Source organism: Varibaculum vaginae, from assembly GCF_900604285.1.
GTDB lineage: Bacteria > Actinomycetota > Actinomycetes > Actinomycetales > Actinomycetaceae > Varibaculum > Varibaculum vaginae.
This window is the reverse complement of sequence record NZ_UWNY01000001.1, coordinates 895,525-913,612: the sequence shown is the minus strand read 5'-3', so window position 1 is coordinate 913,612 and position 18,088 is coordinate 895,525. Positions and strand designations below refer to the sequence as shown.

At 52.8% G+C, this 18,088-nt stretch carries 13 protein-coding genes, 1 tRNA gene and 2 pseudogenes; 2 read left to right on the top strand and 14 right to left on the bottom strand.

Translation table 11 applies throughout. The annotated features are described in order from the left end of the window. Positions 1-53: 53 nt before the first annotated feature. The 3 genes from infB to rimP all read right to left on the bottom strand — a co-directional run bounded on the left by infB (position 54) and on the right by rimP (position 4,631). A complete protein-coding gene (infB, locus tag EFB02_RS03875) occupies positions 54-2,849 on the bottom strand; it encodes a translation initiation factor IF-2 (protein WP_122820262.1) in 2,796 nt (931 codons plus the stop codon). A gap of 301 nt (positions 2,850-3,150) precedes the next feature. Continuing rightward, positions 3,151-4,149, bottom strand: a complete 999-nt coding sequence (gene nusA / locus EFB02_RS03870; protein ID WP_122820261.1) for a transcription termination factor NusA — start codon at positions 4,147-4,149, stop codon at positions 3,151-3,153. 17 nt (positions 4,150-4,166) lie between these two features. Further along, positions 4,167-4,631 (bottom strand): ribosome maturation factor RimP, encoded by a 465-nt coding sequence (gene rimP, locus EFB02_RS03865; protein ID WP_160115368.1) that lies wholly within the window; start codon positions 4,629-4,631, stop codon positions 4,167-4,169. A 43-nt stretch (positions 4,632-4,674) separates the two neighbouring features. Between rimP and EFB02_RS03860 the strand changes: the two genes are divergently transcribed. Then, on the top strand, positions 4,675-5,781 hold the full coding sequence (locus EFB02_RS03860) for a hypothetical protein (protein WP_122820259.1): 1,107 nt from the start codon (positions 4,675-4,677) through the stop codon (positions 5,779-5,781). A gap of 30 nt (positions 5,782-5,811) precedes the next feature. On the opposite strand, the gene pth is transcribed toward EFB02_RS03860, so the two are convergent. The 5 genes from pth to EFB02_RS08705 all read right to left on the bottom strand — a co-directional run bounded on the left by pth (position 5,812) and on the right by EFB02_RS08705 (position 9,501). Further along, positions 5,812-6,408 carry an aminoacyl-tRNA hydrolase gene (gene pth / locus EFB02_RS03855; RefSeq protein WP_122820258.1) on the bottom strand — a complete coding sequence of 199 codons (597 nt, stop codon included), beginning with the start codon at positions 6,406-6,408 and terminating at the stop codon, positions 5,812-5,814. A gap of 80 nt (positions 6,409-6,488) precedes the next feature. Continuing rightward, positions 6,489-7,112 carry a 50S ribosomal protein L25/general stress protein Ctc gene (locus EFB02_RS03850; protein WP_122820257.1) on the bottom strand — a complete coding sequence of 208 codons (624 nt, stop codon included), beginning with the start codon at positions 7,110-7,112 and terminating at the stop codon, positions 6,489-6,491. A 195-nt stretch (positions 7,113-7,307) separates the two neighbouring features. Then, complete coding sequence (locus EFB02_RS03845; protein ID WP_122820256.1) at positions 7,308-8,285, bottom strand: ribose-phosphate diphosphokinase; 978 nt, start codon at positions 8,283-8,285, stop codon at positions 7,308-7,310. A gap of 70 nt (positions 8,286-8,355) precedes the next feature. Continuing rightward, positions 8,356-9,375 carry a bifunctional UDP-N-acetylglucosamine diphosphorylase/glucosamine-1-phosphate N-acetyltransferase GlmU gene (locus EFB02_RS03840; RefSeq protein ID WP_122820255.1) on the bottom strand — a complete coding sequence of 340 codons (1,020 nt, stop codon included), beginning with the start codon at positions 9,373-9,375 and terminating at the stop codon, positions 8,356-8,358. A gap of 54 nt (positions 9,376-9,429) precedes the next feature. Continuing rightward, positions 9,430-9,501: transfer RNA gene (locus EFB02_RS08705), tRNA-Gln, on the bottom strand. Between the two features lie 298 nt (positions 9,502-9,799). Between EFB02_RS08705 and EFB02_RS03835 the strand changes: the two genes are divergently transcribed. Then, complete coding sequence (locus EFB02_RS03835) at positions 9,800-10,336, top strand: MarR family winged helix-turn-helix transcriptional regulator (protein ID WP_327395186.1); 537 nt, start codon at positions 9,800-9,802, stop codon at positions 10,334-10,336. A gap of 69 nt (positions 10,337-10,405) precedes the next feature. Here EFB02_RS03835 and EFB02_RS03830 read toward each other — a convergent pair whose 3' ends face one another. From EFB02_RS03830 to EFB02_RS03810, 6 genes and pseudogenes are all read right to left on the bottom strand, one after another. Further along, complete coding sequence (locus tag EFB02_RS03830; RefSeq protein ID WP_234992722.1) at positions 10,406-12,274, bottom strand: ABC-F family ATP-binding cassette domain-containing protein; 1,869 nt, start codon at positions 12,272-12,274, stop codon at positions 10,406-10,408. Next, the gene (ispE, locus tag EFB02_RS08700; RefSeq protein WP_160115367.1) at positions 12,271-14,352 is read right to left on the bottom strand and encodes a 4-(cytidine 5'-diphospho)-2-C-methyl-D-erythritol kinase; all 2,082 of its coding nucleotides are present in this window, start codon (positions 14,350-14,352) and stop codon (positions 12,271-12,273) included. Before ispE ends, EFB02_RS03830 begins: the two co-directional genes overlap by 4 nt. Before the next feature lie 12 nt (positions 14,353-14,364). Continuing rightward, positions 14,365-14,601: pseudogene (locus EFB02_RS08935) on the bottom strand (aggregation-promoting factor C-terminal-like domain-containing protein); the annotation flags it as partial. A 120-nt stretch (positions 14,602-14,721) separates the two neighbouring features. Further along, positions 14,722-15,366, bottom strand: a pseudogene (locus EFB02_RS08930) (ubiquitin-like domain-containing protein); the annotation flags it as partial. Between the two features lie 258 nt (positions 15,367-15,624). Then, a complete protein-coding gene (locus EFB02_RS03815) occupies positions 15,625-16,563 on the bottom strand; it encodes a TatD family hydrolase (RefSeq protein WP_122820253.1) in 939 nt (312 codons plus the stop codon). Continuing rightward, positions 16,564-18,015 carry a sensor histidine kinase gene (locus EFB02_RS03810; protein ID WP_122820252.1) on the bottom strand — a complete coding sequence of 484 codons (1,452 nt, stop codon included), beginning with the start codon at positions 18,013-18,015 and terminating at the stop codon, positions 16,564-16,566. Between the last annotated feature and the right edge of the window lie 73 nt (positions 18,016-18,088).

Sequence of the window (18,088 nt, the reverse complement as noted above, 5' to 3'; positions counted from 1 at the left end):
AAGCGACTTTTCGGGCGCAAAAATACTTGCGCCCGAAAAGCCAACCACTAACGCTATTCGCGCGGTTTCTCTACCATTTCCCAGGTTTCAATCCGGTCGCCAACCTTGATGTCCTTGACACCCAACGAAATACCACATTCGTAGCCTTCGCGAACCTCGGTAACATCGTCTTTTTCGCGCCGGAGAGAAGAAATCTGTAGCTCCGGTTCAACTACTACGCCGTCACGCACCAAACGGGCTTTAGCGCCCCGCTTGATCAGACCCTCACGCACCAACGAACCAGCGATATTACCGAACTTGGAAGAACGGAATACTTGCAAGATCTCTGCCGTCCCCATCTGTTTTTCTTCATAGATGGGTTTAAGCATCCCCTTCATAGCATTTTCAACATCTTCAATCGCCTGATAGATGACGGTGTAGAACCGCATATCTACCCCTTGGGCATCGGCATATTCGGCCACACGCTGCGCTGGGCGCACGTTGAAACCAATAACCACTGCATTGTCGACACTGGCCAAGTTGATATCGTTCTGGGTGATCGCCCCCACGCCGCGGTGGATGATCCGCAACTGAACTTCGTCTCCGACGTCGATCTTGAGCAGCGAATCTTCCAGAGCCTCGACAGCACCAGACACATCGCCCTTCAAAATCAGGTTCAAAGTATCTACCTTGCCCTGCTCCAAAGCAGCATTGAAATCTTCCAGCGAAATCCGCTTGCGACGTTTACCTAGTTGGGCGGCACGCTGCTGTGCCTGCCGTTTATCGGCAATCTGACGAGCAGTACGTTCATCCTCCGCCACCAAGAGTGAATCTCCTGCCCCTGGGACGCTGGTTAGCCCCAGAACCGCGGTGGGGAAGGAAGGACCGGCTGCCTCGACTGGGTGGCCGTACTCATCAAGCATGGCACGCACCCGACCATGAGCTGATCCCACCACAATGGAGTCCCCGACGCGCAAAGTACCTCGCTGCACCAAAATGGTGGCCACGGCGCCGCGTCCTTTATCCAGGCGGGTTTCAATTGCCACTCCACGGGCAGGCGCATCCGGATTAGCTTTCAGCTCTAGAGCGGCATCCGCGGTTAACAGCACTGCCTCTAGCAATTCATGAATACCTTTACGCTGCTTAGCCGATACGTCAACAAACATGACGTCCCCGCCATATTCCTCGGCTACCAGGCCGTATTCAGTGAGTTGGCCACGCACCTTATCCGGGTTGGACTCCGGTTTATCTACCTTGTTTACCGCCACTACGATCGGCACATTAGCAGCCTGCGCGTGGTTGATTGCTTCCACCGTCTGAGGCATAACCCCGTCATCGGCGGCCACTACCAAAATCGCAATATCGGTAACTTCCGCCCCCCGCGCACGCATAGCGGTGAACGCTTCGTGGCCAGGGGTATCAATAAAGGTAATTGCGCGACGAACTCCATCCATATCGATATTTACCTGGTAAGCACCGATATGCTGAGTGATTCCGCCATGCTCTCCGCCCACGACATCAGTATCGCGAATCGCATCCAGCAGTTTGGTTTTACCGTGGTCAACGTGACCCATAACCGTAACCACCGGAGGACGCGGCTGAGCGTCTTCCTCATCGCTTTGCTCTTCTTCCTTCAAGTCAATATCGAAGGATTCCAGCAGTTCTCGATCCTCGTCCTCAGGCGATACCACCTGTACCTGATAACCCAGTTCGGATCCTAAAGTTACCAGGGTATCTTCGTCCAAAGACTGGTTAGAGGTAGCCATCTCCCCCAAAGTCATAAGCACGGTGACCAAGGATGCGGGATCGCAATCAATACGATCCGCCATATCTGCTAACGAAGCCCCGGAACGTAACCGTAAAGGCGTCGATCCGTCGCCGTGAGGTACCTGCACCCCGCCAATTTTTGGCGCAGTTTGTTGCTCGTACTCGGCACGTTTGGCACGTTTAGATTTACGCCGTTTAGCTTTAGAGGAACCGCCGCGGCCAAAGGCACCTTGAGTGGCACCAAAACCACCACGACCACGATTGTTTGCGCGATGACCGCCGGGACGCCCCGAACCACCCGGACCACCGGGGCCACCTTGTCCGCCTCCACCACGCCGTTGACCGCGGGAAGGAGCCGGCTGATCCATCATGGGGGTAGCTGCAGAATGAGTGGGCATCACATTGGGAGTAGCGGTAGCCCCCCGGCGATTACCCCTGCCTGGACGTCCATGACCAGTGTTTTTACGCTGCCCAGAACTGCCACCCGGACGTGGCATCCCCTGAGAGGATGCGAAAGGATTATTCCCGGGGCGAGGACCGCCGGGACGTGGCATCCCTTGGGAAGAAGCAAAGGGATTGTTGCCGGGGCGAGGTCCCCCTGGACGCGGAGCTGGTTTCGGACCGGGTTTCGCCGCCGCTTTGCCTGGTTTAGGAGCCGGTTTAGCTGATGTTTCTTGCGGCTTCGCCTTAGTTTCTTTAACGACCGGTTTCGGCCCCGGTTTCGGCGTGGCTTTACTAGTTGTAGTTTTCTTGGTGCCCTTAGCTTGCGGTTTAGCCTGAGGCTCAGAAGCCACCTTGCGCTCGCCACCCTTTTTATCTGGGGTTTTAGCTGCTGTTGCCTTAGTGGTTTCCGCTTTCACCTCCGCCTTAGCTTTAGCACTCTTCGCCGCAGGCTTCTGTTTCGCCCCTTTAGCTTTGGGAGCCGCCGCCGGTTTCTCGTCGGTTAGTTTGGCAAAATGCTCCCGCATCTTCCGCGCCACTGGAGCCTCAATAGTAGAGGAAGCGCTCTTAACGAACTCCCCCGAGTCCTTTAGTGCCTGCAGCACAATTTTCGAAGTGGTTCCGAGCTCTTTAGCTAGCTCATGAACTCTAAGTTTCGCCACAATTCTCCTTGCTGGCCCGCCCAGCTAGGAGCAGGCTATTGGTTTAATTGGCAGATCATCGCTGGTTGCTCATCGGGTGACCATCAGCTTCCAACCCTGCTTTCCTGTATCGGGCATCTACTGGGTGTAAATGCCGGTAACCTTACTAAATAAGTCCCCACACCGCTCACAATAAAGCACCGGTCAAAGCATAAGCCCAGAACCGGCGCAAGCATTGCAACCAATGCTAGGTTCCGTCTTCTATAGTAGCGCGTTCGCTGAAATAAGCCGAAGCCGCTGCCTTTCTAGCGCAAAGACATGACTACAGGTTTTGGGATTCCTCCGGAGCGGATTCCTGGTCAACATCCGAATGAATATCTATCTTTGCCCCAGTTAAACGAGCAGCTAAACGCGCATTTTGCCCTTCTTTCCCAATCGCCAGTGACAATTGGAAATCGGGAACCACCACATGCGCTAGTACATGTTCAGCCGGTTCTACCGTGACAGACGTAACACGCGCAGGTGAGAGGGCATTAGCAACAAAAGTCGCCACGTCCTCAGAATAATCGATAATGTCAATTTTCTCGTGGTTAAGCTCATTCATAACCGCCCGCACCCGCCTACCCATTGGCCCGATGCAGGCGCCCTTGGCATTGATATTGGGACGCGTAGGTCGCACCGCAATCTTGGTGCGATATCCGGCTTCGCGCGCCACGGACTCAATAACTACATCTCCGGAGGTAATCTCGGGAACCTCGCGCTCAAAGAGCCCTCGCACCAGGTCGGGGTGGCGACGCGAAATCTCTATCCGCGCACCTTTCTCGCCGAGCATAGTTTTTACTACTACCGCCCGAATCCACTGTCCATGAAGATACGTTTCCCCGGGAACTTGTTCAGCTTTCGGCAGAATCGCCTCGAACTCGCCCACTTTTACCACGACCGCATCTCTTTCTCGACTCTGCTGAATGACCCCGGAGATAACTTCACCCTTCTTATCCCGGAAAGATCCCAGCACCTGTTCATCCTCGGCTTCCCGTAGGCGCTGCATAATTATAGAGCGGGCAGTAGTGGTAGCTATGCGCCCAAAACCCGAGGGAGTGTCATCGAACTCGCCAATTTTATTGCCATCTTCATCGACCTCGGCCGCCATCACGATTACATGACCGTTCTTGCGATCAACTTCTACCCTCGCGTCATCGAGCGCCCCGGGGGCATTGTGGTACGCCTTTAACAAGGCGTCCTCGATAGCAGCCATCAGGGTATCTAGACTGACACCCTTTTCCGCTTCTACCATACGTAACGCGGCCATATCAATATCCATGATGCTCCTTACGAGCTTTAGAACTGCACCACCATCTGGGCTTGCGCGATGTCTGTCAGGGGAATGCTGCACTGCCCCGAGGTAGTTTCCAGTTCGATTTCTTCAGTTGTCGTAGCAACCAGTTTACCCTCTTCGCTGCGACCATCACATCTCTTCAAGGTGACGCGGTGTCCAATCGCCCTTGAAAACTGACGCTCATCCTTTAAGGGACGCTCAATCCCCGGGGTAGTAACCTCCAAGTTATAAGCACCGTTAATCGGGTCAACTTCATCGAGATGTCGAGAAATCTCTAAGGTTGCCCGGGAAAGTTGATCTTCTCGCACCGCTCCCGGGCCGCGAGGCAAATCTACCGTCACCACCAGACGGGTATACTTGCCGGCACGTTTTAGAGATACCTCCTCAAGAAAAAGACCGGCCGACTCGCAATCGGTAGTCAGTAGCTCCTGGAGTTCATTTTCAAGTTTGGTTTTTGCTTTCGCCATTTCTTCCCCTCGCAAATTATTCATTTCAAAAAATATGTTACCCATGGCAAACTTAACTTTAATGAAGAAAACTTGGATTTTTCCCCTTACTTTAGCGCTAACTATATCCCTGAGTCTGTCCGGATGTGGGGTTCGAATAGACGATGGTAACGGAGAGGGAGCACTCGCGGATCAAACGCAAGTAGCGCGCTACCGCGCCAGCGCCTGTCAAGAGGCAATTGGAGCGGGTATCGAGCAAGTATTTGCCGGCAACCCTGACCTCTTGGCGTTTAAAAATAATTTTGAGGCACGCAGTAAAGTCCTAGGTCCACGTTGGCTTAGCCCCCAGGTAAAAATAGCCGGGAAAGAAAAAGCAGAGAACCTTCCGGAACCGCAGTCCTATCGGATTCCAGGAAATGGTGAAGCTCTGATACAAAAACTGGCTGATTGCCAGAAAAATATCTTCAACGATGGATTAACTTTGGCCACCCTGGTCAGAGAGAGTCAAGAACCTTCCCAGGGCGATGCAGAAGCCGTCGAGCAGTTAAACCAAACGACTGCTCTCGCGAAGATACTGGTGGCTACCGGAGTAGCGATGGAGCGAGAAAATAAACAGATTGCGCACGCCGCTTCGCTTACTTTTCCCTCTGCTAATCCGAGCCCCCTTTCCGCCTGGCGCTACCAAGACGGCAAGTGGCGTCCCGATAAAACGGATGAAAATCACAAAGAAAAAAAGGAAAAAATCCCTCTTACTAACCAGCAAAAAAACGAACTTAACAAAGGGATTAGACAGCTAGACGCCCTGCGATACAACATTGAAAAAAATGTGGCACAAGGCCGCGACGACCAGCTAAAGCAGTTAGTTTCCGATGAGATTACTCCCCTGTTACGCCGACAGCTACAAGAGCTGGTTACCCAATTGGGGACCGATCCACGGGAAGCGGTTTATCAGCCCTTTGCAAATCTAAACGGAAATGATCAACAAGCTGTAGCCGAGGGGCTAAAAGTCGCCTCTCAAGTACAGATGAATTTACTGACTGTGGTCCCTGATACCCAAACAGCCTTGATTGCCTCCACCTTGAGCAGTCTCCAGGACTTGCGCGGAGCGCTAGGACAAAACGCGGACAACCTACCGGGGTTAAGCGCGAAGGACGCCAAAGTTAGAGTCTAAGGTTGAATCAATTCCTAGCCACCTAAAACCCTAACTTGCGTGAGTGTTTAGACGCTGTTGAGCGCGAGTAAATCCCGCAGTTATTACTTCACTTACAGCTTCACAGGCGCGTTCTAGAGCATCTTCAAGGGCTGCTTGCTGCCCTCGGGGAAAGCGCGAAAGCACGTAATCAGCGGGGTCTTGCCACGGATGCGGCCTTCCGATCCCGATCCGCAAGCGAGCATAATCCTTAGTTCCTAAACTCTGGCTTATAGAACGCAAACCATTATGCCCCCCTTCGCCTCCTCCCCGTTTGAGACGCAAATCAAAGGCCGGTAAGTCCAGATCATCATGAATTACTAGTAACCGCTGAGCCGGATCAATTCCAAAAAACTTCACCAGTTTTGCCGTGGGAATCCCGGAAGTGTTCATAAAGGAATCTAAGATTGCCAGCTGCACAGGTGAATTCTGTTCTCCTGGCATTCCCAGATGCAAAGTAGCTACCTGACTGCCAGTTTTATGGCGTCGGAGACGCTCACCTTGGGTTTGTGCCAGATATGAAACCACCAGGTGACCAGCGTTATGACGGGTACCAGCATATTTTTCACCCGGATTTCCCAGTCCAATCACCAGCCAGGATTCTGCCACGTTTGACCTCTCTAAATAGTTTCCAGCCTAATTAATTTCGGGGAGGGTGTTTAACCCTCCCCGAAAAGTATAACCAGTGGTTATTCTTCTGAAGTTTCCTTAGTTTCGGCCTGGGAAGCATCTTCGCCCTGTTCTGCCTCTTCAGCAGCAGGCTCTTCCGGCATTTCCTCCGGCAAAGTAATTGAGAGAACGTCGTGTTCGTCTTCCAAAGTGGTAACTACCCCTGCAGGTAGTTCTAGTTCGCTAGCACGCAGTACTCGGCCTTCTTCCCAACCTTCAACGTTGATAACGATTTCTTCGGGGATTTCCAAGGGAGATACCTGCACCGGCAAGTCGAAGATCTCCAAGTTGACCACAGTACCAGGAGCAGATTCGCCGACCACCGAAACCGGTACTTCCACTTCCACCTTCTCGTCGCGGCTAACCGCTAATAAATCGATATGCAAGATATCGCGACGCACCGGGTGACGCTGGATTTCTTTTAGTAGTACCAGATGCTTTTCCCCCTCCACGTCCAGGTTAATAATCGCGTTCGGGTTGTCTTTCACAATCAGGAAAGTGTCGTGCCCCGGCAGGTTCAGGTTCAGGTTTTCTTCTACGGTGTGACCGTAGAGGACTGCCGGAATCAGCCCTGCCCTACGTGCCCGACGTGCTGCACCTTTACCGGTTTCACTGCGTAATTGCGCAGAAAGTTCTGCTGCCATGTTAATTTTCCTCCTTAGGATTATGGATATTTACGGAACCCCGGAGGACGTGGATTTTCCCACGGCCACGTCGATAACGGCGCAAATGCGCCCTCGCCGAGGCAACCTGACTTTAGAATATAGTTCCGATCCGGCCAGGTAAAACCAGAAGGCCGAAAAGGTTTGGCAACTCACATTTAGTTTCGGCAGTCTTCCCTAATCTTGATCGAAGAGAGCAGTCACAGAGCCATCATCGAATACGGTACGAATCGCGCTGGCTAGTAAAGGTGCAATCGGCAGTACCGTCAACTGCGGGAAACGTTTATCCGCGGAAATCGGCAAGGTGTCGGTAACGATGATTTCGCGTGCCCCACAGGTAGAGAGACGTTCGGCAGCGGGCGGAGAAAGTACCCCGTGAGTGGCCGCCACAATCACATCTTTCGCACCTGAATGCAGCAGCACTTTCACCGCTTCTGCGATGGTGCCACCGGTATCAATCAAGTCGTCAACCAGTACGCATGTACGCCCTTCAACCGTACCTACTACCCGGTGAGCAACCGCCACGTTAGGACGAGTGGTGTCCCGAGTCTTGTGTACGAACGCTAGCTCACAGCCCCCAAGCTTGTTAGCCCATTTCTCGGCCACCCGGATACGACCAGCATCAGGGGAAACAATCGTAAGATTACTCTGATCAACCCGCCTTTTTACATAGTCAATCAGAACCGGCTGCGCATAGAGGTGATCCCAGGGGCCATCAAAGAATCCTTGTTCTTGAGCCGCATGCAAATCCACACTCATCAATCGGTCAGCACCAGCGGTTTTAAATAAATCCGCGATTAGACGTGCAGAAATCGGTTCGCGCCCTTGGTGTTTCTTGTCCTGACGCGCATAAGGGAAGAAAGGAGCAACTACGGTGATTCGAGCTGCCGATGCTCGCTTGAGGGCATCAACCATAATCATTTGTTCCATTACCCATTTATTTAGAGGAGCGGTATGGGATTGCACTACATAGCAGTCCGCCCCGCGCACAGACTCAGAAAACCGCACGTATATCTCGCCATTAGCAAAATCATAGGCGACCGTGGGTAGCACCTCGGTGTGTAGTTCCTCGGCGATTCCCTGTGCGAGCTCGGGGTATGCGCGCCCCGGCACAATAAGAAGATGCTTTTGCCCTGCAGATTTAATCCCCGTCATTGCGTGTTACCTTTCATTTTTGGCCAGATTCGCCATGCCGATATTTTGATTCTACAAGTCATGAAGTGCCCTACAGGTTGGTTTCGCAACAATGATTAGAGCCCCTAGCCAGATTTACTGCCCGCAAATCACAGCGCCGCACCCGAGCGCCCTCCCCTACCTTTACATCGGTCAGGGAAGTGAAGGGACCGACCTCGGCTCCGCTACCAATTGCGGTATTGCCATGCAAATCGCACCCTGGCAAAATCACGGCGTCGGGAGCGATAGTAACGCTCTTTTCAATCCAAGTAGTTTCGGGATCGATAATGCTAACCCCATCCCGCATTAGTTGGTTGAGAATCCGCCGATTGTGTTCGCGGTGCAGTCCCGCGAGCTGTACCCGGTCATTGCATCCCTCTGCCTGTATATAGTCAGCAAGCAGATAGGTTCCCGCACGCCCGTTAGCGGCGGCCAAGGCGATAGTGTCAGTCAGATAGACCTCGCCCTGATCATTATCAGTGCCAAGACCAGAAAGGGCGTGGGTAAGAAATTCGGCATCAAATGCATAGATTCCGGCGTTAATTTCTCGAATTTGTCGTTGTGACTCTTGGCAGTCACGATCTTCGACAATAGCGGTAACCGCGCCAGTTTCGGAACGGATTATCCGTCCGTAACCAGTGGGATCGGGCACCAAAGTAGTCAATATTGTTACCTGATTACCGGTCTGCTGCTGGGTTTCCAGCAGGTTTTCTAGGGTGGCACTTTCTAGTAGCGGAACGTCTCCTGAGGTAATAACTACGGTTCCATTCAGCTGACCTTGCTCACCTAGTTTTTGGAGGGCGCACTGCACCGCCCTTCCGGTTCCCGGGATTTCATCTTGATCCGCTAATATCGCTTGTGGGCAGTAACTATTTACATACTGTGCGACTGCTTCGCGTTCATGCCGGATAACTACACACAGCGCCTTCGGATTGAGGGCAGTAACGGCGTCAAGGGCGTGTCCTAACAGCGCTTTACCCGCCAAGGGATGCAGAACTTTGGGGTGGGCGGATTTCATACGAGTGCCTTTACCAGCAGCTAAGATAATCGCTGCAGCGGGCGCGTTTTCCACGATTTGACCCCTTGTAGGTAGCCGGATTGGAAAGAATAGGCACTTAACTGCCAGTTCCGCCCCCAGGATTCGAACCCGGCTCTCAAGGCACCAAAAGCCCGCGTGTTACCTATACACCAGGGCGGAATACCCCTCCATCTTACACATCCGAAAAACTTTCCTAAAACCGTGTTCCTTCTTTTACGGTTTTTCTTACTCAAATCACCGATACCTAATTCAAGCGTGGTTGTAGGGAATAATTCCACGGTATAGGCAAAAGCAAATGCCAGCGGGGGTTGTCACGCAAAGAGAAAGAACCTGAAAATGTGCGGCCAACTCCAATTTTCTGTGGCCAGATCCATATTTTAGGTGTACCTAACTTCGTGATGCTCTTCATGGCCATCTGACATAGACCGATGTCTCGACTTCAAGTAAACTTTGCCTTGTGATTCCACAGAATATTTCCTCTGACGCTACTGATGAAGTTGATCGCATCATTCTTGCCTGGCAGATCGAACGCCCAGATCTTGACGTTTCTCCTATGGAGGTTTATTCCCGAGTCGCACGCCTGGCTCGCCACCTAGATTTAGCGCGTAAAGCAGCATTCAGCGCTCAAGGAATGGAACCTTGGGAATTCGATGTGCTTTCGGTATTACGCCGCGCCGCCGCCCCCTATTCTTTAACCCCCGGTACTCTCCTCCAGGAACTACTGGTTTCCTCCGGCACCATGACCAACCGCATCGATCGTCTGGAAAAGAAGGGACTGGTCAAACGCACACCCTCCCCCCACGATCGTCGCGCAGTGCTGGTGACCCTTACTGACAAAGGAGTCACCCGAGTGGATGCGGCTCTCAAAGAACTTCTGCAACGAGAATCAGAGTTAGTTTCTCCTCTGGACGAGGACGAGCGCGCGACACTTTCTGGACTGTTGCGACGCTTACTTTTGCCTTTCGAGGGCACCCCGGTGCGCCCTCTGCGCTAGCCAGCTACCAGATTCCCGATTTTCGCGCTGATGGCCGGGTGGGTTCTACCTATCAGAGCTACCACCGACCTACTCCATGCTTTCTAACAGGCGCAACCAGTTTTCTTCTAGCTCTGCCTCTGCGCTGACTAATTGAGCACGACGTTGATTAAGTCGTTGCAGGTGCGCTAATCCTTCCGGAGAAGTATCAGCAGCACCTTCACTTAAGTCTTCATCTACCTGTTTGAGCTGTTGCTGTAGCTTCTCCAGTTTCTTTTCGGTGGCTGAAAGCTCTTTGCGTGCCCGATAAATCTCTGCGCCGCTTTTTTGTGCTTGCCTCCCGGTTTTCTCGCTACCCTCCGCGGTAGTTTTAGCGACAGCCCCCCGGTCGCTACCTGCAGAAAACTCCCCGGATGCCCGTAGCTGCAAATACTGTTCAACTCCCCCCGGCAGTGCCGCCAAAGTACCGTCCGCCAGCAGCGCTACCTGCGAATCAGTCACTCTTTGCAATAAGTAACGGTCGTGACTGACCACCACTAGAGTTCCCGGGAAGGAATCCAACAGATCCTCTAACTGTGTCAAAGTGTCAGTATCTAGGTCATTGGTGGGCTCATCCAGGATCAACACATTAGGTTCGGCCAGCAGCTGAGAGGCGATCTGCAAACGCCGCATTTCCCCGCCTGAAAGGTCACTTACTCGAGTCCAGGCACGTTCTTTACTAAACCCCAGTTTTTCTACCAGTTTGGCGGCGGTAATTTCTTGTTCCCCCCATTGGATTCGTTCTTTGATCTGCGATATTGCTTCCACCACTCGCAAATCGGGATTCATTCCCCGGATCTGGGGAATTTGCTCCAAGGTGGCTAGCTGTACAGTTTTTCCTCGTTTAACTTTGCCGGCGGTGGGAGTGAGTTTCCCACTCATAATCCCCAGTAAAGTGGATTTACCCGCACCATTAATCCCGATAACCCCTACCCGCTGACCAGGATTTAACCGCCAGGTCACCTGATTTAAGATTTTTCGCTTTGACCCGGGATAGGAAAAGGACACGTCCTCCAACTCGATTACCCGCTTACCCAGGCGTGCCGAGGCCAGACGTATTAACTCCACACTGTCGCGCAGCGGAGGAACATCACTAATCAAGGCTTCGGCCGCCTCAATCCGAAACTTTGGTTTGGAGGTACGCGCCGGGGCTCCCCGCCGTAACCAGGCAAGTTCTTTGCGTAACTGATTTTGTCGTTTTTCTTCCGCCACCTGGGCTTGTCGCGCCCGCTCCATCCGGGCAAGTATATAGGCGGCATAAGAACCCTCATATTCTTCCACATGTCCAGGAATCTGCTCCCGTCCATATCCAGGGTCGACTCCGGGAACTACCTCCCAAATCCGGTTACAAACCGCATCCAAGAACCAGCGGTCGTGAGTAACCACCACTAACGCCCCATTTCCAGAGGTAAAACGGTTATTGAGGTAACGTGCCAGCCAGGCAACCCCCTCTACATCTAGGTGGTTAGTGGGCTCATCTAAAGCCAAGATGGAGTCACCTTTGCCCAGGGTACGTGCCAGGGCTACCCGGCGTGCCTGTCCCCCAGACAGCTCTGCGCATTTAGTGGATAAATCTATATCCGGAAGGATTCCCTCATCGATTTGTCGTAGGTGCGGCTGTGATGCCCACTGATAGTCAGGGATTTTTCCGTGGACTTCCTCTTTCACGCTGAGCGTCGGATCCAGGGTTTGTTGTTGGGAGAGGCAAGAAAAACTCACCCCAGGTGCATAAGTAACAGTGCCACTATCGGGTTCTTGGGTTCCGCTCAACAGCCGCAGCAGAGTAGATTTTCCGGCGCCATTAGGACCTAAAATCCCGATCCGGTCGCAGGGTTCGAGGCTAACGGTTATTCCGGAAAGCAGGCGGCGCGGCCCGGCGAGGGCACCGGCTTCGTGGGTACCGGCTAAAAAGATGCTCACGCCAACCACTGCTTTCCAGATAGATTCTGACGGGAAGGGCTAAAAACCAGCGGAAGCGTATAGGCTACCTGCTCTAGCTGCGCAAGCTCCGCCGCCAGTTTTTCCGCCTTCGCTGCGCCGTCTACCAGGCAAATGACGCTGGGACCTGAACCAGATATAAAAGGAATACCGCCCAGCTCCCTAGCCAATTCCATCGTTGCCTTCAACTGTGGAATTAAGAGTAAAGCCGAGGCTTGCAAATCATTACGGACTAACTTTGCAAGGGAGCCGAAGTCTCCGGCATATAGCGCCTCTAAAAGGGGGCTTATCTCCGGTAGCGTTGGCGTTATTGCCTGCTCCGCACCCACCTGGTCAAATTGTTTAAAAACTTGCGGAGTAGGTAAAGTCTCCGGCGAAACTGCCACCACCAGGTGTAAGCGTTTCGCCGGAGGCAAGGGGGTAATCCGATCTCCGCGCCGATCCGCGAAACAGGTTCCCCCATAGAGCCCAAACGGAACATCCGCACCCAGGCTGGCAGCCAGTTCGGCTAACTCCTCCCGACTAAGTCCGGCTTCCAGTACCTGATTAGCGGCCAGTAACGCTGCTGCCCCATCAGCAGACCCGCCCGCCATCCCGGCAGCTACTGGAACCTGCTTATTAAGCTGTATACGTACGCCACCCTGGTAACCACAATGCTCAGCTACCAGCATGAACGCTCGGGTAGCCAGGTTATCTTGGGGATCTAGATCAGCTAGCGCCTCTTGGTCGCGTCCGGGATGATATCCCACCGCACCTGGCGGAGCGCTATAGGAAACTTCCAGATCAATACCGTTAGGCTGCAGAGTTATCTCTACGGTCTCTTTCAGACTGACAGCTTGAAACACCGTTGAGAGACGGTGATACCCCGCTACTGATTCTCCGCAGGCTAAAAAGAGATTTATTTTAGCATTTGCACTGGCAATACCGATTTTCTTCCCGGTTTTACCGCCGCAACCGGGATCGAAGCAAGCCGCGCTTACTGCTTCCGAGTCGGTTTGCTCACCGGAAGTTGCAGCGCTCTCTGAAAAGTTCTCAAAACCAGCAAGCAGGGCACGACGCAACCTAGCAAGCGCCACAAACTGTTTTACCTCCAGGTTTTCGGGACGCGCGGTGGGATCGATTCCACAGGCTTGCAACAGGGACTCAGCAGCCAGGGGCTGCGCCCAAGATTTTAACCCCGCACGCAGCATCTTCCTCCGGGAAGCAAACGCCTGGTCAACTAGGTTAAATACCTCTTGCCTCTCTACTTCTTTCTCTCCTGCAGATCCCGCTCTAGAAGACAAATTACCTAGCTCCCCCTCCAAAACCCCGATATCTAGAGGATTTGTTTCCCTGGTAATTTCTACTAGCGCTGAATCTACGTTGGGTTGCGGATAAAATACTCGCCGGGAAATCTCAGAACCCATCCGCGCCTGACCATACCAGGCTATTTTCACGCTGGGCACCCCGTAAACTTTGTTCCCCGGGAGGGCACACAGGCGCAGCGCAACCTCTTTTTGCACCATCACTAGCGCGCGTTTAATAGACGGGAAAGCCGCGAATAAATGTAACAACACGGGAACCGCGACATTATAGGGCAGATTAGACACCAAAATCTTTGGGGAAAAATCTCTGCTAGACACAGAGGATACATCCGGAGCCTTACGCCCGCGCTCAATGCCAGCGTCCTTTGCTTCCTCATCAACACTTGACAATCCTGTTAAATCGGCTGGGACTAGCTTTAAAGCATCCTTTTGAATCAGGAACATCTGAGCGGCAGCCCCGGAAGCATGGCTGCGAATAGTTGCCGGCAAAAAACTAGCGAGTCGTGGATCGATCTCGCAGGCAGTCACGCGAGCTCCTGCTTCTAACAGCCCCAAAGTTAGTGATCCTAGCCCGGGACCAACTTCTAGTACCTGGTCACCCGCTTCTACCCCAGCTTCGCGCACGATTTTTCTAATAGCACTGGGCTCGGTAACAAAGTTTTGTCCTAGCTGTTTGGTAGGACGAATATCTAGCTGATGGCAGAGCTGGTTAATAACACTGGCAGTGAGCAGCCTAACAGGCGGGTTTTCTTCCACCCCTCTAGCCTACTAATACCAGCCCTGGTTCTCAGAATGACGCCAAGCTCCGCAGGGATCACTATAACGTCCGGCAATGTAACCAAGCCCCCACCTGATTTGGGTGGCGGGATTAGTACGCCAGTCTGCACCGGCAGAGGCCATCTTATCCGCCGGTAGAGATTGGGGAATCCCGTAGGCACCCGAACTGGGGTTTCCAGCCTGAGTATTCCACCCCGACTCTCGGTTCCATAGCTTCACCAGACAGGTAAAATCATTCTCAGACCAGCCCCGAGAAATCACCATCTCGTGGGCAATCTCTTGCGCTTCCCCGGCAGGAACCACCGGCCCATAATCGGTATTAATCGAGCTATCTGCCGGCCCTACCCGCACAATCTTGGGCTTTGCTTTGACTAAAGTAGTTACTTGTTCTGGGGACTTAAAAGCCACTTCCCCATCGACTTTTTCTACGAAAGTACTTTTAGCGACAACTTCTTCTTTGCCCTCGTCTTCGACAATTTTCTTCCCAGGTTCCAGGTTCTTATCTTCGACTTCTTTAACCGGAGGGGCGCTAACTTTTTCTTCTTTAGTAACCCCCCGCTCTACCCGGGAAACCCGAATCATAGCCACGCCTTCACCGGCTTTTTCCACCGTTACCCGGTCAAGAGCCGCAAGTTCAATTCCCGCAGCCTGCGCTGCTACCCGGGGATCCGAACCTTGTTTATAGGAGCCGCTAACTTCCTGACCATCAACCCTAAAAGTTGCCCGCAACTTAGGAGCGTCTTGATCACTTAATCCCCAGCCAATTTTTGCATCTTTGGTTCCCTGTAGCACCACCGGGCGCGCATGCACAATTTTAACTTGCTGATTCCGGGACATCTGGGTGCCAAGGGCGGGAATCACCTGATCGTATTGCCCAACTTTAATTCCCATATCCGAAACTACTTGCGCTACCGTGCGATTCATAGTTTGCACCTGACGGGTGGCTCCATCTACCGTAACCGAAACTGTCTTATATTCGCTGGCTACAGCCACTCCCCCACCCAAAACAATCGCGGCAGAGATCCCGGCAAAAATCGCCGTGGTTTTGGCGCTAATGCGCTGATATTTCCTGCTCACTTCAAACCTCGCTGATCCGGTTTTAACTATGAAACCATTAGCAAATTCCTCAACGATAACAACTGTAACCTGATTGTTACCAAAAAGCTACCCCTTCGAAATAATTTTCCGGGTGTCATAGGACACCCCATTTTGGTAGCTCACCCCATGTTTACAGCCGGTATTTTCCGACCGCTAATCCGCAAACCCAGAGATTTTCTCCCCGTAAACCTCACGGGTATTTTTTAGCAGCTGACCAGCCATCTCACTTTCACTCCGCCCAGTTATTTCTGCCAGCTTCCGCACTGTCCACACACTCATATAGGAAGCGTTCGGCTGTCCGCGATGTGGGTGAGGGGTTAAATAGGGGGCATCGGTTTCCACCAGTAATAGGGAAGCCGGCATCGCCGCGACTGCTTCCCGCTGCCACTGATTAGCATTATAGGTAACCGGCCCGGCAATCGAGGCATACCATCCCTGCTCTGCCAGTACCTGCGCCATTTCCTTATCGCCACTAAAACAGTGGAACACCGTCCGTTCTGGGGCACCTTCTTCTAGCAAAATCCGGATAGTATCCGCGTGTGCTTCTCGATCATGAATCTGCAGGGGCAGCCCCAGTTCCTTAGCTAGCGAAATATGCATCCGAAAGCCCTGTTGCTGTGCCTGCCGCCCCTGGGGAGAAGTACGAAAATAATCTAAACCGGTCTCCCCAATAGCCACGCATTTGGGTGCAGAAGTCGCGGCGGCATAAACCTGAGCCACCGCTGCTTCTAAGGAATACTGCCGATGCCACTCCTGCAATTGATAGGTTTGTCCGTCAGGGGCCGTAGCTACCACTTTTTCATGCAATGCCGCCTCATTAGGGTGAATCGCCAGGGCACAAAACACCTGGGGATATTCTTCGCTCACCTCTACAGTGGGAGCTAACTCATCAAGCTGGCAACCCGAGGTAATCATGGCGCTTACCCCCACCTGACCGGCGCGTTCCAATTGCTCAGCTAAACTAAGACGTACCCCCTCTACCAGGGGAATCTGTTCTTCCCATAGCGGCAAATGTGTGTGGTTATCGACGATTTTCCCCGCTAAAGGCACGGGAAGCTGTGGCCATCCGCGACGCTTGCGTGATTTGCCCATTTATTTTGCTTCCCCCTCTAAATGGGCATGAATATGCACCTGAGTACCCCCCTGCTCCGGGCTGCTCCAATCAATCACGCCTTTCAAATTACCGCGCACTAAAGTACGCACAATTGATGTACCCAAGCCCGAAAGAGGTTTATCCCCCAGGCCTACGCCATCATCACGTACCCAAACATCTAGTTCGCTTCCTTCTCTTTTGGCCTCCAGAGTAACTTTGCCACCATGACCAGATAATCCGTGTTCAACCCCGTTAGCTACTAACTCAGAAATCACCACCGCCAACACCGAGGCAGTATCAGCATCTATTATCCCAAAGCTGCCCCGGAAATCAGTTTCCACTACTTGGTCAGTGGCCGCCATTGCCGCTGACATTCGCAATAGTCGCGAAATCATATTGTCAAAGTCCACGGTTTCGCTGACCGTTTGCGATAGTTCTTCATGCACACGCGCAATCGAGGCTACCCGCCGCTCGGCCTCCCCCAAAGCAGCCTTTACTTCCGGAGAATCTGAGCGCCGAATCTGCATGCGCAGCAGCGCAGAAACGGTCTGCAGATTATTTTTCACCCGATGATGAATTTCGCGGATAGTGGCATCCTTAGTCATTAATTCGCGTTCTCGCCGACGCATCTCGGTCACGTCCCGACATAAAAGGAGGGCGCCCGTGCGTTTGCCTTCATCTTCCAGTGGAAGCGCTCGGAAAGATACTGTCCCTGCCGGCGACTCCACTTCCGCCAGCCAGGAAGCTTTCCCCATGATTACTACCGGCAATGCTTCATCTACTTGAGATTGGTCTTGCACCACCTCGGTTATTAGCTCCGCCAATACCTCGCCGTTAACCTCATCACGGAGCCCTAAGCGCCGCAAACAGGAGCGAGCATTCGGGGTCAAGTCCAACACCCGTCCTTCAGCATCAAGGTTAATGGCACCATCAATTACACGCGGCATCCCATGTATGGAGGACGGTGGAACAGAAGCAGAGGGAAAAGAGCCCCGCGAAATCATTTCACATATTAAGTTGGCAATCTGATGAAACCACTGTTCTTGCTGTTCAAATACCCGTAGTGATTGAATATTAACTTCTAGAGTCAACGCCGCCACTACTCGCCCTTCATTCCTGACTGGCAGGGCACTGGCTATCACCGAATATGATCCTGCCCAGCGCACCTCAGGAACTCCGGGTCGGGAGTCGGGGGCAAAAGCAGCCGCTAACATGCCTGAACGCATCGGGGAAGCCGCTAAACCCACCACATCATCAAGGTGAATGGTAAAACCGGATGCCGGACGGGTATGAGCTATCGCCAGAAACCGTCCCCGGTCATCGGGAATCCATAAAATCAAATCGGCACTAGCGATATCGGATAGCACCTGCCAGTCTCCCACCAGCATATGCAAATGACCAATATCGTCTTCCGATAGATCCTTTCCATACCGGAGAATCAGTTCCCGCATTCCGCTCACGTCTACCAGTCTATGCTAGGCACGTCCCCCCGGTGGTATCGGCAAACGTAGAAACCTTTAAACG